12 protein-coding genes are annotated in these 12,914 nt (G+C 42.9%); 6 read left to right on the forward strand and 6 right to left on the reverse strand.

Annotated features, from left to right (window positions below):
• Positions 1 to 161 precede the first annotated feature (161 nt).
• Both FHW88_RS20575 and FHW88_RS20580 read right to left on the reverse strand, forming a co-directional pair.
• Complete coding sequence (locus tag FHW88_RS20575; protein ID WP_176627705.1) at positions 162 to 1,130, reverse strand: FecR family protein; 969 nt, start codon at positions 1,128 to 1,130, stop codon at positions 162 to 164.
• Between the two features lie 67 nt (positions 1,131 to 1,197).
• Complete coding sequence (locus tag FHW88_RS20580) at positions 1,198 to 1,827, reverse strand: RNA polymerase sigma-70 factor (RefSeq protein ID WP_176627706.1); 630 nt, start codon at positions 1,825 to 1,827, stop codon at positions 1,198 to 1,200.
• Positions 1,828 to 2,021: 194 nt separating this feature from the next.
• On the opposite strand from FHW88_RS20580, the gene FHW88_RS20585 reads away from it, so the two are divergent.
• The 5 genes from FHW88_RS20585 (at position 2,022) to FHW88_RS20605 (ending at position 6,697) form a co-directional block, all read left to right on the forward strand.
• A complete protein-coding gene (locus FHW88_RS20585; RefSeq protein WP_176627707.1) occupies positions 2,022 to 2,405 on the forward strand; it encodes a hypothetical protein in 384 nt (127 codons plus the stop codon).
• A gap of 50 nt (positions 2,406 to 2,455) precedes the next feature.
• A complete protein-coding gene (locus FHW88_RS20590; protein ID WP_091162075.1) occupies positions 2,456 to 3,142 on the forward strand; it encodes an NUDIX hydrolase in 687 nt (228 codons plus the stop codon).
• Positions 3,143 to 3,416: 274 nt separating this feature from the next.
• On the forward strand, positions 3,417 to 4,313 hold the full coding sequence (locus FHW88_RS20595) for an NUDIX domain-containing protein (RefSeq protein WP_176627708.1): 897 nt from the start codon (positions 3,417 to 3,419) through the stop codon (positions 4,311 to 4,313).
• 4 nt (positions 4,314 to 4,317) lie between these two features.
• A complete protein-coding gene (locus tag FHW88_RS20600; RefSeq protein WP_176627709.1) occupies positions 4,318 to 5,736 on the forward strand; it encodes a nicotinate phosphoribosyltransferase in 1,419 nt (472 codons plus the stop codon).
• Between the two features lie 58 nt (positions 5,737 to 5,794).
• Positions 5,795 to 6,697 carry a ribose-phosphate diphosphokinase gene (locus FHW88_RS20605; protein WP_176627710.1) on the forward strand — a complete coding sequence of 301 codons (903 nt, stop codon included), beginning with the start codon at positions 5,795 to 5,797 and terminating at the stop codon, positions 6,695 to 6,697.
• A gap of 383 nt (positions 6,698 to 7,080) precedes the next feature.
• Here the strand turns inward: FHW88_RS20605 and FHW88_RS20610 are convergent, their stop codons facing one another.
• Positions 7,081 to 7,617, reverse strand: coding sequence for a hypothetical protein (locus tag FHW88_RS20610; RefSeq protein WP_091162070.1), 537 nt, complete (start codon positions 7,615 to 7,617; stop codon positions 7,081 to 7,083).
• Between the two features lie 427 nt (positions 7,618 to 8,044).
• Between FHW88_RS20610 and FHW88_RS20615 the strand changes: the two genes are divergently transcribed.
• On the forward strand, positions 8,045 to 8,422 hold the full coding sequence (locus FHW88_RS20615) for a hypothetical protein (RefSeq protein WP_176627711.1): 378 nt from the start codon (positions 8,045 to 8,047) through the stop codon (positions 8,420 to 8,422).
• Between the two features lie 149 nt (positions 8,423 to 8,571).
• Here FHW88_RS20615 and FHW88_RS20620 read toward each other — a convergent pair whose 3' ends face one another.
• The 3 genes from FHW88_RS20620 to FHW88_RS20630 all read right to left on the reverse strand — a co-directional run bounded on the left by FHW88_RS20620 (position 8,572) and on the right by FHW88_RS20630 (position 12,487).
• On the reverse strand, positions 8,572 to 9,117 hold the full coding sequence (locus tag FHW88_RS20620; RefSeq protein ID WP_176627712.1) for a transposase: 546 nt from the start codon (positions 9,115 to 9,117) through the stop codon (positions 8,572 to 8,574).
• An 845-nt stretch (positions 9,118 to 9,962) separates the two neighbouring features.
• Positions 9,963 to 10,856 carry a flavin reductase family protein gene (locus FHW88_RS20625; protein WP_176627713.1) on the reverse strand — a complete coding sequence of 298 codons (894 nt, stop codon included), beginning with the start codon at positions 10,854 to 10,856 and terminating at the stop codon, positions 9,963 to 9,965.
• Positions 10,857 to 10,942: 86 nt separating this feature from the next.
• The gene (locus tag FHW88_RS20630) at positions 10,943 to 12,487 is read right to left on the reverse strand and encodes a carboxylesterase/lipase family protein (RefSeq protein WP_176627714.1); all 1,545 of its coding nucleotides are present in this window, start codon (positions 12,485 to 12,487) and stop codon (positions 10,943 to 10,945) included.
• Positions 12,488 to 12,914: the final 427 nt, after the last annotated feature.

The following is a 12,914-nucleotide window of genomic DNA, read 5'->3' on the forward strand; positions in this document are numbered from 1 at the left end:
AATTGGACCTCTAAACGCTGCACTTATTAATAACCCGGCATTTTAGTTTAACCCTGTCAAAATCCCTTTTGAGCAGGGTTTTTTAATGTATTTATGTTATCATAGCTTGTTATTTAGGTTAACTGATAATTGGTATGTCTCTTTTATTAATTGGTTTTATGTTAACAGCCCTTGCCTTTTAGCTGATAAGCAGGGCCCTTTTGCACAGCTTTTCCCTTCACCAGTTTCGATATGATCTTCATGATATTTTCCAGTGAAACATTGGTAAAGTTGGCGGTAATAGAGCAACGCGCCAGGTTAACATCGGCCTTTACGGTTACGTTGAAATGGCGGTTAATGGTGTTGAGCACTTCGGGCAGTGCCATGTTTTTAAATACCAGTTCGCCGTCTTTCCAACTACTTAGTGCATTCACATCAACCTGTTTATTTTTGGTGACAGAAAGGCCATCTTTGTTAAAAACAACCTCCTCGGCGGGGGTTAAAAATGTGGTTGTATTTTTTGCTGCAACTGCCGGAGTAACTACCCCAACTTTGCCGCTTAAAACGTCAACCTTAATAAAGCGCTCATTGGCGTAGGCTTTGATGTTAAAACTGGTACCCAATACATGGGTGCTCACCTGCCCGGTATGTATAATAAAAGCTTTGGCAGGATCATGGGCTACATCCAAAAAAGCTTCGCCTTCCAGCTTGATTTCACGTTTTTCACCGCGAAAAGTTTCAGGATAAGTAAGTTTACTGCCTGCGTTTAACCATATCTTAGTACCATCGGCAAGGGTAAAGTTTATAGTTTGCCCGTTAGCAGCAACTAATTGCTTGCTGGCGATAGGATCTAAACGATCAAGCAGGGCATAACGGTAATGATAGGCGGCAGTTACCGAAATGCATAAACCGGCAAGCAGCGAGGCTGCAACCATCCATCTTTTTGATTTGCCGGGAGTTTTCTTTTCTGCATTATCTAAAGTAGCATTGATCCTGCTGTATAAACCGTCGGCGTTAAATTCCACATCATCACCTGCTTCGTTTTGTACGCTGCGGAGATCAAGCTCATCGAAATACTTATTCACAAGCTCTTCCTGCAAATGCCTGTCATTTGCACCGGATTGTTTTTTTCTGAAAGGGAATTTTGCCATGGTTTATAATTGCAGGATGCAATAAACCGGGGTACCCCCTAAAGCAATTGAAAATATTTTTTTATTTCTATTTGCCAAACATATGCAGCAATACCAGCGCCACTACCGATGGCAGATAGTCGGTTAAACCGGTACGCAGGTATCTTAAAGCGATAGTGATCTGATTTTCGACGGTTTTAATAGAAATGTTTAGCCGGGTAGCTATCTCTTTATTGCTGAGATACTCTTTACGGCTAAGGGTAAAGATCTGCCGGCATTTTTCGGGGAGTTGAGCTACGCCATCTTCCAGTAAATGAGCAATATCATCCTGGAACAACTTACTATCAGCTGAATATTTTTCAACCAGTGTCTCAATCACGGTGAGATCTACCGATGCCTTTTTTGTGCGCAGATAAAATAATACCCTGTGCCTTATGGCCACTTTGAGGTAAGCCTCAAGCGAAGTGATATTTAGCTGGTTACGCTTTGTCCACAGATCAATAAATAACTCCTGCACCAGGTCTTCACAAACATCCTTATCCCTGAAAAGATTATAAGCGGCATAAAACAACTTCGAGGAATATTTATGGTACAGAATTTCAAATGCCTTACGGTCATCAAGCCTTAACTGCTCCAATAACCGGGCATCGGGCCACATTTGATATTCCTTATCGTGAAGCATAGCGGCGGTAAAACGGTTTACTGATTGGTAGGGCATATTTACAAGAAAATTTTTAAATAAAAAAACTTTTAAATATTACTTGCGCTAAACCAGGTTATTCGACCAATCTGGAATGGTAAAAAGATTGGGGTTAAGCCATTCGTGTTATCACGTTCTTTAACTATCCACAGGGTTACTTTTGGGTAATCATCGTATTAAATACAAACCAATATCCTATGCCGAAAATTATAATGAACGAAAGGAAATGGACATTAACTGTGATACTTTTAATTGCATTGGGGATTGGCATCTATAATTTGATAAATTGTATAAACAAGCGCTCGATGCAAACCGTTTCTTTTAAAAATTGCACAGAAAATTATTATTATAGTACCCAGTGGCCCGGTATGGAGGGAGACGAAGACCATGCGGCTAAAGGGCGTTTAGCACGCTGTTTGTGTCAATCCTATTTGCAAAAGCCTGATACGGCGATATCCCGAAAAATTATGGAGATCTATAACAGTGATGGTCGTCGTATTTTATTCAACACTTCACACAATAAAAACTATAACAAGCTTGATTCTATAATTAAGTATCGAAAAATGGCATTTGATACCCTGGCTTTATATGATTGATTTATCGATAAACCCTTGCCCCACCGTTTCCCAATATCTAACTTTGTATTATGCCAGTCACCCAAAATATAAAGGTTGCCGTTGATGCCGTAGTATTTGGATATACCTCCAAGGAGGGATTATCCGTACTGCTCATCAAACGCAATATCGAACCTTTTAAAAACAGCTGGGCGTTGCCTGGTGGTCTGGTAGCTGATCATGAATCATTAGAGGAAGCTATTCAGCGTGAGCTAAGGGAGGAAACCGGCGTAAACATCACGTACCTGGAGCAACTGTACAGCTTTGGCCAACCGGGGCGCGACCCGCGTAACAGGGTGATCTCCATAACTTATTACGGGCTTGTAAGGCCCGACGCCTTTGTTGTTAAGGCCGCTACCGATGCCAGTGATGTGAACTGGTTCAATATCAAAAAGCTCCCCGCCCTGGCGTTCGATCATACTACCATTATCAGCGTAGCGCGCGAACGCCTAAAAAGCAAAATGCTTTATCAACCCGTAGGTTTTGAGCTGCTTGAGGAAAAATTCCCTTTTTCGGAGCTCGAAAAACTTTACCTCGCCGTGCTCGACCGCCCTATCGACCGCCGTAACTTTAAAAAGAAGATCACCAAATACGGCTTCCTCGAAGAAACTACCGAAAAACAAGCCCTCGAAGGCGCCGGCAGACCGGGTAATCTTTTCCGCTTTAACGAGGAAAAGTATTTTCAGCTGAAGAAAGAGGGCATTAGTTTCGAGATATAGCAGGTTCTAAATCTATCTTCTGCTGTCATCCTGAAACAAGTTACCTATGACAACTTAAAAACGGGTGTCATACTGAGCCCGTCGAAGTATGGCGGGCAAGCCTCTGCACGCGAGTCTTCGACAGGCTCAGACTGACAAGCCCTCTTTGCCATCTAACCTTCAGAGTCCATGGATTTAATCACTCAACATTAGGAGCATACCAAAGATTTATTAAAAAATAATTTGCGTATTAAAAACGCATATTTATATTGTGTATAATTAACGCAAAATAGAAATGAAAACAGGAGTAATTATAGCACGCTTTCAAACGCCATACCTGCATGAGGGTCACAGGGAATTGATAGCTCAGGTTAAGCAAAACCATGCCAAACTGATTATATTACTGGGTGTTAGCCCCATAAAAGGCAGTCGCAAAAACCCTTACGACTATTACACGCGTGAAAAGATGATCAAAAAAGATTATCCTGAAATTGTGGTGCTGCCCATCAGCGATAACCCGAGCGATAAAATATGGTCGGATAACCTGGACAACCTGCTGAAAAGTGTTTTCAATGCCGAGCAGTTTTGTTTATACGGCAGCCGCGACAGCTTCATTCCCTACTATAGCGGTAAATTTGAAACCATCGAACTGCCCGAACACGGTGACTACAATGCCACCGAACTGCGCAAGCAATATGCCGATAAAGTTTTCGACTCAAATGATTTCCGTGCTGGGATCCTATACGCTTACTATAACCAATATCCAAAGGTGTACCCTACGGTGGATGTAGCCCTTTTCAGGAATAGCCGCAGCGAGATCCTGTTAGGCAAAAAAGCCATCAACAATAAATGGCGTTTTGTTGGCGGCTTTACCGACCCGGAAGATGTCTGTTATGAAGATGCCGCCAAACGCGAGCTTGCCGAAGAATGCGGCGAAATGCAAACCACCGCCATGCAGTACGAAACATCGGCCAAAATAAACGACTGGCGCTACCGCAGCGAGGTTGATAAGATCATTACCCTGCTGTTTAGCTGTGATTTTATTGGCGGCGAGCCAAAAGCCCAGGATGATATTGCCGACCTCGCCTGGTTTAAACTTACCGACCTGCCATTGATGATAAAAGATGGCTCCATAAGCGAAGAACACATTGAATTGTTTAATTTCATCACCGGCAAATACCTTAAAAATTAAAGCCATGAAAAAGGAAAATCTGATCCTCTTAGCCGACGCATATAAATACGCCCACCATAAATTTTACTACCCCGGCACCACCAATATTTATAGTTACCTGGAAAGCCGCGGGGGCATGTTCAACGAAACCGTTTTTTTCGGTCTGCAATATTTTTTGAAGGAATACCTGCAGGGACCGGCCTTTAACCAGGTTGACCTGGACGAAGCCGATGAATTTCTAAAACAGGTTTTCGGGCGCAATGATGTGTTTGATTGCAGCAAGTTTCAATACATATTGGATAAATACAACGGTCACCTGCCGGTACGCATCAAAGCTGTACCCGAAGGCACCAGCGTACCCACCGGTAACGTGCTCATGACCATTGAAAATACTGATCCTGAATGTTACTGGCTCACCAACTTCCTCGAAACCCTGTTGATGCAGGTTTGGTACCCCTGCACCGTAGCTACGCTGAGCCACGAGGTTAAAAAAGTAGTTACCCAATACTATGAAGAAACCGCCACACCCGAAGCTTTTGGTGGAATTGCCTTTGTGTTGAATGACTTCGGTTTCCGCGGGGTGAGCAGCGTGGAGAGCGCGAAAATAGGTGGAGCCGCCCACCTGCTTAGCTTTGCAGGCAGCGATAACCTGGCAGGATCAGGCATGGCTATTAAATATTACCATGCAGAGAAGGTTTACGGCCTCAGCATTCCGGCTACCGAGCACAGCATTTGTACCCTGCTTGGGCAGCAAGGCGAACTGGAAGTGTTTAAGCATGTGCTACGCAGCTTCCCTACCGGCGTCATTGCCTGTGTAAGCGACAGCTATAATATTTTCCGCGCCTGCAGCGAATACTGGGGCGAGGACCTGAAACAGGAGATCCTTAAACGCGATGGCACCCTGGTGATCCGCCCGGATAGCGGCGACCCGGTCATGACCTTATTGGAGATCTTTAACATCCTGTTCGATAAGTTCGGCTATACCACCAATGCCAAGGGGTATAAAGTACTGCCTCCTCAGGTTAGGGTGATCCAGGGCGATGGGGTTAATTATACTGAGATAGGCGTCATTTATAAAGCCCTGAAAGAAAACGGGATCAGTGCCGAAAACCTGGTGTTGGGCATGGGCGGCGCGCTATTGCAAAAGGTCGACCGCGATACCCAGAAGTTCGCCCTGAAATGCAGCAGTGCCGTGATAAATGGCGAAGAGATAGCTGTTGAGAAAAGCCCTGCCGAAATGGACGCCAATGGCAACATCACCACCAGTTTTAAAAAGAGCAAAGGCGGCCGCCTTAAACTGGTAAAAACAGCCGAAGGCTATAAAACCCTTCATGAAGACGAGCAACCCGAACTGGCCGATCATCTGCAAACCGTTTTTGAGAACGGCCATATCATGAAAGATTTTACCTTTGAACAGGTGATCGATACCTTACAGAATCAATAAATCACATTCACAAAAAAAGCTTTATGCTTTAAGCCCTCCTGCTTTAAGCTCTTATATAATGAAGAAACTACTTTTTGCCATAACCGGATATGAATACCTTGCCGAAAAAGTGCTTGCCCTTGGCCATTGCGAACGCGGCGAAATTGAAGTAAGTCACTTTACCGATGGCGAGCGCTATCAGCGCATCCTATCCAACGTGGAAGGCAGAGAAGTACTGCTCATTGGCGGTACGGTGAACGACAGCGCCACGCTTGAACTTTATGACCTGGCTTCATCACTGGTGAGTTATGGAGCCGATTCGCTTACGCTGGTGATCCCCTACTTTGGTTACAGCACCATGGAACGCGCCGTTAAACCCGGCGAAATTGTGACCGCCAAAACCCGCGCCCGTCTGCTTTCGGCCATACCAAAATCAACCCGGGGCAATAAGGTGATGCTGTTCGACCTCCATAGCGAGGGTATCCAGTACTACTTTGAGCAGGACCTGTATCCCGTACACGTGTATTGCAAAGATATTGTAATTGAAGCGGCCACCCGATACGGAGGCGATAACTTTGTAATGGCCAGCACGGATGCAGGCCGCGCCAAATGGGTTGAATCACTGGCTAATGATATGGGTGTAAACGCCGCCTTCATCCTCAAACGCCGCCTCAAAGGCGACCATACCGAAATAAGTGCCATCAACGCCGACGTAGCCGGAAAAACGGTTATTATTTATGACGATATGATCCGCTCGGGCGGCAGCATCGTAAACGCCGCACTGACTTATAAAAATGCCGGTGCAGGGGATATTTATGTGATCACCACACATGGTTTATTTGTGAACGATGGCATTGGAAAGTTAAAAGCCTGTGGGGCTATTAAGAAACTCATTTGTACCGATACGCATGTGAACTGTAAGGATTTGGAAGGAGATGATTTTGTTGAAGTGAGGACTGTGGCGGGGTTGATTTGTGGGTGAAGCGCTAAGAGATTTTTTAAAAGAATTTGTTATTCAAAGAAACTAAGCGATATCAAAGCAAAAAGAGTATTCCAAAAAGAGATCAAATTATGCAAGATATAAGGGACCGTTTTCTTTGGCAAAGCAAGATTAACTATATAAAGGAATCACTCCTAAAATGAGTTAAGCTTTCAGCTTAACTTTATGACAGTTATATCGTTTATTACTATTTAGGCCATGCAAGCAAAATGCTTGAACAGTTTTAGGTTCAAGTCGGGCTACCGCTTCGACCAGAATATATATTCCAGTTTCAGAGAACTGCCCTTGTTGTTCAAACATACAATAAGTAACAGCATTCGTAATTCAAGATTTCGTCTAAGATCTCTTGTACGCTTATATTAACTTTATTCCCAAAAGCCAAACATACCACTCAATCCAAATAAAAAACGATCTTTATTATAATAAAAAATAAAAACTGTTGGCTCAATACTTACAGGCGGTTCGTTATCAAAACCTCCTTGATATGCGTTTAAGAATTTGAAGGCTTTCGTAGCTTTTAATCTCGAAAAGAAGTATCCCGGGTCTTCACTTCGGCCATAAACTAAAACAGGGTGCTTTTTATATTCAAAGAAGCCGTAGTATTTGTCTTTCTTTAAAAGTAAACTATAAAGATCATCTTCTGCCAATGTTGTAAGTCTTACCTGATAGACACCTACTCCGACACTGGATGTAGAATCCTTATTCTTTTGAATTCTTAGCAGAATTGTATTTTTTTTCCTTGAATTAAAATAGCCAAATACAGAATCTATAATTTTTTTTTCAAAATTTTTACGTGGACACAATAAATGGATTTTCTTCGTCTGCCCCATTAAAATGATGCTCCAAAAAACAAAAAATAATAACAATGGAGCAGCAATAATTTTGCTTTTATTGATAATCATAATAAACAAGTTTAGGTCCCAATATTAATAGTTATATATTAATACTTTTTTTGTGTTGTAGTTAAATATTGACGTTGTAAAATCGCATACCGTTCGCGTATTGTTATTCATTGGAAAGTATTGATTTGATATAATGAACTAATGCTCTATCTCTTCGCTGGAGCACGCGTGCCGCGTGTTTCTTTCAACTGATCATGAATGTCTAATTAGGTGAAGTTACAAATTTGTCAAATATCTTTTCAAAACAAAACGGACAAGGTACACGCGACACGCGTGCACCAGTACTAAAACACTCAACACCGCAATCATATATACCGTATCTTTCAAGAATTAACCATAGCTTTAAAAACAGAAATCATCAACACAACCATGCCCACAAGAGAGCATAACCGATGACGCTTATCTATCTCATAAAAAATACCGCTAAATGAACCGGGAGTTAATAGAAAAATACGCGATTAATTTTACCAATAAGGTTATGGACATGGGCAAATGGGGTAAAAAGATTAGTAAGATACCACATACCAATAGTATAGCCAGCAGCTTTTTATATGGTTGGGGGGCGGATGACCTGATTGAAGAAGTAATCCCACAGATAGAAAAAGTACTCAGCGGTGAACTTGCCGAATATGAATCTGGTTCCGATCTTGTAGAAATTACGGTTTACAAAACCATTACGATATTTTATATAGATGATGTTGGGAGGAATTATCCGGAAATTCCTACTACAGAATTAAAAGAACTTGTAGAAGCATGGCGGGACTTTCTGTTACAGCCACCATTTGAGGGAGATGTCGTATTATAATGCGCTTTGCAGTGCTGAAGCTACCCCCGCTGCCGCAAGCGTCCTCGCTTGTGGCCCGCGTTCAAGGTCTACAACATGACAAAATACCTTGCATAACTTAGCATGATGCCCATAAGCGAGGACGCTTGCGGTAGCCTTCAATTTATATGCTAATCCAATATTACATCAACTAATCCTTTGATATCAGCATAATCTCGTGCGCTGCTATAGAGATATTCATAATCATTTTCAACAAAACCGGCAACTACCGGATTATTGTGGGTATAATCTATTTTTTGTTGTATAACGTGATTACTCCAAAGTTCAATAGGTTGGTTGTGTTGTTGCCAAAATTGATTTTTTGTATTATTTGAGTTTGCTGCGCCAGCTTTTTTAAATGAATTTAAAAGCCATTCGCGTCTGCTCTCTTGTATATTTTCATCAATCAACTTGATAAGTTGTCTCGATGTTACAGATTTAAAACCACCTATCAACTCCTCGGGTTTAATCCGCTCTGATCGAAATACCAAATGAACATGGCTTGGCATAATACACCAGGCATATACTTCCATTCCCTTTTCATGCACACAAAAATTAAGATTATCTACCACGCAATCAAAGTACAATCGTCGCACAAATACATCAATCCAAAACACCGTGGCAAAACTCACAAAGTACATTCCTTCGGAGTTATGGAATTTATAATTACGGCTCATATTTAAAAATACATTTTATCTTTCTCTATCCCAAGCGTCTCCTTATAACCCACATTTAGTTAATCAACCACCTGTTGTTTTAGCATGATGTCCACAAACGAGGACGCTTGCGGTAGCGTTTGATTTAACCCCCTCGCTGGCGCACGCGTGTTAAGGCTGCTTATCTAAGTTGTAAGCCTTACAACTTTTCAAAAATTATGTAATATTCCATTGTTCATATTAATTCGTACACATCGGGTAGAGAAAAAGCAGCACGTTAACTATCAGCAGCGCATAATAACCTACCCGCTTATTTGTTTTACTAAATAAAATCATGCCCAAAAGCGATACAATAAATATGGATAAGTAAATAATATACCACATTTTAGATTGATAAATTGAATAAGCTGAAAAAAAATCACTGCCAAATGAATAATCACTATTTCCGTAAAAAACATTATACAATTCAGAAATATTAAACAGCAAAAAGATAATTGGAATAACATTGATCAGAACTAACTTCAGCGTTATTTGATTTTTCATTTTTCTATATAATTTATGGGGGCGGTGGGTTGATGTATTTTGAGTGTCTTATATTTAAAATTCGGAGTATCCCAGCAGCCGCAAGCGTCCGCCCCACTGGTCGAAGTTTAGCGATAGCGTAACTTCGTCCTAAAATGATTTAAGCTTTCAGCTTAATTTTTGACGGTGGTAATTACTTTACTGCCAGTCGGACTACGCAGGCAAAATGCGTGCATAGTTTTAGGTCTAAGTTACGCTATCGCTAAACTTAGACCAAGTTAAGCTGAATTTACAATGCTTAAGACCTCAGCTTTCGATAAAAGCTATCGCAAGGCTTAAATAAACTACATTAGCAACACTTTCCAGGCATCCATTACCCGGCCGTTATCTAACAATTGTTTGGCTTTTAAATGCAGGTGCAGAGTGTGGGTGTCACTGGTGGCAGCATCAACCAGTTCTTTCATTTCATCGGTTTTGCTAAAAGCGCTTACCTCCTCATGGGATGGCAGCGTTTCAACAAGCCCCAATAGCCCCAGATCATTCCCGGTTAATACTTTGGAGTATTTAACCTCTATTGGAAAAGCATCTACACCGATACCTATGCCGGCGCTGCCTGTTGGTTTGGAAATTTTAAATAAATTATCACTGGTTACCCTGCAATACCAATCGCCGCCTAAACGGGCCACCAGATCTATTTTATGCGGGTCTATTTTATCATTAGCGTCCAAAATAGCTTCGCTGATATGGATCCGTTTCACCTCGGCAATAACCAAATTACCTGCGCCCCCGTTTTTTCCTAACGATATCACATCATTCACTGCACATTCCAATTGAACGGTCGACTCCGCTACCCTCGGTGGCTTTACCGTATCCGAAGCCAATTCGGTAAAGCCCGCTTTTGCAAATTCGTTTACCCCTTTTTTGTAATCCATACTGGTTAAATAGGTCTGTTGCACCATCTCGTAGTTCACAATATTGATCACACATTCAGGCACTTCCAAAACGTTTTCGAGTGTGTGCTTAGTGGTATTATCCCGCGCCCTGCTTGTGGGCGAAAAAACACATATTGGCGGGTTGATACTAAAAACATTAAAAAAACTAAACGGACTTAAGTTAACCTCGCCGCTTTTGTTGATAGTGGATACAAAGCATATTGGCCGGGGTGCAATGGCATGGTGCAGATAAACCTGCATTTCGGCCGGTGTTAACGATGCTGCATCAATAGTTCTTAACTTCATTCAAGTTTTATTTAAAGCTTAATCGGCCTAACAGCTATTTCCTTTAATCCGGTACCGACCATTTACGAGAAACCAGGCGCCCCGTTTTATTTAACACCGGCTTCACCATCTGGCGAACGCCTCCATCTGAAATAAGCATCCAATACTTTCAGCGACGCAAGGTCCGGAACAGGGCCGGTATGCGCCGTTTGGGAAAAATACATTACTACCGGACGGGCGGGGCTGTAGGCCGGCCATTGGGGCTTTCCTGCACCATTGGGGTCGCCATATTTTGCAAAGTTTGTCCAGTATGTACTCATCGCATCCGAAATATCAAGGTCTGCTTTAGCCTGCGTACCTGATGCATTAAGCAGGCCGAACACGTAAGCCACTTCCTGTGCATGCGGCGATCCATAACCTGCCTGCGGAGAACCTGCCGGATACTCGGGGTGTTGATCAAAATAATAATAAAAAACCTTGGATTTGCCCTTTTTTGCCTGTAATGTAGCCCAACTCCAGGTATGCCAGCCAAACGCCGCATCACGTGTTAAGTCGCGCGCGGTTTTTGCTACCGTACCGGTGCCGGGCGGATAAGCCTTAATAAGTTCATCGGCGAATTTTCCATAACGGTTTTTTACCGCGGCGATATAGTCATCCGTAGTTTTGGGCGGCGAAAAACTGGCGCCTTCATCAGAGTTGTAACCAACCAGTATTGGTATGTCGTTGTACTTCCCGGCTTCATAGAGCCTGTACTGATCATCGGGAATCACCCAGCCATCAACAATGGGCCATGCAAGCCCGCGTACGGCAGGGAGCTTATCAGCATCAACTTTTCGCAAACTGTCAATTGAGGGATACCCGGCACCTTTAGCATATGCTTCGCCGGCAGCCTCGGCATCATGCAGCTTTTTCATATTTTCGCCCGGAAAGGTTGTGGTACGCGTTGGACCGAATGAGCCCCCGCTTTCGGAAATGGCCCCGCGAAACAGTCCTTTAGCCAGTGGACTTGCACATAACATGCTAACTGCGATGCCTCCTGCCGACTCGCCAAAAATAGTAACCTTGTCAGGATCGCCCCCAAAGGCCGCGATATTTTGTTTAATCCATTTAAGTGCTGCTATCATGTCAAGAAGGCCGTAGTTACCGGATACTCGTTTGGGGCTTTCAGCACTTAATTCAGGATGCGCCAAAAATCCAAGCTGGCCCACGCGATAGGCGATGCTTACCAGCACCACATTTTTTTTTGCCAGATTGGCGCCGTTATAAGCCCATTCGGCAGTGCCGCCGGCATTGAAAGCACCGCCGTAAATCCATACAAGGACCGGAATTTTGCTATCGGGCGATTTAGCAGGTGTCCAAACGTTCAGGTACAAGCAATCTTCACTTTTTCCCGACACAGGATTACCCCCCTGCATGGGTTCCGGGGCAAATTTGTCGGCCAGGCGCACACCATCCCATTTCGCGGCGGGCTGCGGAGGGCACCAGCGCAATTTACCAACCGGAGGAGCGGCAAATGGAATGCCTTTATAAACTGTGAGGCTGTTTTCAAAGATACCCTGCAGCAGCCCTTCATTTACCTTAACAGGAACCGGTTGTGCATTGGCAGTCAGCATAGTAAACACTGAAGCAAGCATATAAATTAAACGTCTCATAAAATTGCGATTGGTTGTTCAAAACTACCATTAAACCGCTAAATCGCAACTGTGAAAACAAGTATTTTACCGTGCTGGTGCGCGTTTCGCGGGTATCTCTAAAACTAATATCAGATAAAGCACATGCGGCATAAGTGCACGGCAATAAAAGTGACTCAAGTCTCGGAGCTGACGAAGCTTCGCTTCGTCACATACACAGAAAAGCGCAAAGCTAATCTTCCCGGCATCAAGCAATGGTGGCAGTACTTTGTCACCATCAAGGCTCCGTCAACCAGCCTTATCAAAAAACATTAAAAAAAGTATAAAAATACACTCAAAAATCAACCCCTGTTTGGATTAAAGGTGAAACACTAAATAAATACTCCAAAAAGTTTTAAACGCTGATTATCAACGATTTAACTATGTTTCATCTAAAAACACAAACCGC

It is taken from the genome of Mucilaginibacter sp. SG538B, from assembly GCF_013376065.1.
In the GTDB taxonomy this organism is placed as follows: Bacteria; Bacteroidota; Bacteroidia; order Sphingobacteriales; family Sphingobacteriaceae; genus Mucilaginibacter; species Mucilaginibacter rubeus.

Excerpts from the sequence above, each read along its gene's own strand:
- FHW88_RS20575 (WP_176627705.1), bottom strand. The coding sequence starts at position 1,130 with ATGGCAAAATTCCCTTTCAGAAAAAAACAATCCGGTGCAAATGACAGG.
- FHW88_RS20580 (WP_176627706.1), bottom strand. The coding sequence starts at position 1,827 with ATGCCCTACCAATCAGTAAACCGTTTTACCGCCGCTATGCTTCACGAT.
- FHW88_RS20585 (WP_176627707.1), top strand. The coding sequence starts at position 2,022 with ATGAACGAAAGGAAATGGACATTAACTGTGATACTTTTAATTGCATTG.
- FHW88_RS20590 (WP_091162075.1), top strand. The coding sequence starts at position 2,456 with ATGCCAGTCACCCAAAATATAAAGGTTGCCGTTGATGCCGTAGTATTT.
- FHW88_RS20595 (WP_176627708.1), top strand. The coding sequence starts at position 3,417 with ATGAAAACAGGAGTAATTATAGCACGCTTTCAAACGCCATACCTGCAT.
- FHW88_RS20600 (WP_176627709.1), top strand. The coding sequence starts at position 4,318 with ATGAAAAAGGAAAATCTGATCCTCTTAGCCGACGCATATAAATACGCC.
- FHW88_RS20605 (WP_176627710.1), top strand. The coding sequence starts at position 5,795 with ATGAAGAAACTACTTTTTGCCATAACCGGATATGAATACCTTGCCGAA.
- FHW88_RS20610 (WP_091162070.1), bottom strand. The coding sequence starts at position 7,617 with ATGATTATCAATAAAAGCAAAATTATTGCTGCTCCATTGTTATTATTT.
- FHW88_RS20615 (WP_176627711.1), top strand. The coding sequence starts at position 8,045 with ATGAACCGGGAGTTAATAGAAAAATACGCGATTAATTTTACCAATAAG.
- FHW88_RS20620 (WP_176627712.1), bottom strand. The coding sequence starts at position 9,117 with ATGAGCCGTAATTATAAATTCCATAACTCCGAAGGAATGTACTTTGTG.
- FHW88_RS20625 (WP_176627713.1), bottom strand. The coding sequence starts at position 10,856 with ATGAAGTTAAGAACTATTGATGCAGCATCGTTAACACCGGCCGAAATG.
- FHW88_RS20630 (WP_176627714.1), bottom strand. The coding sequence starts at position 12,487 with ATGAGACGTTTAATTTATATGCTTGCTTCAGTGTTTACTATGCTGACT.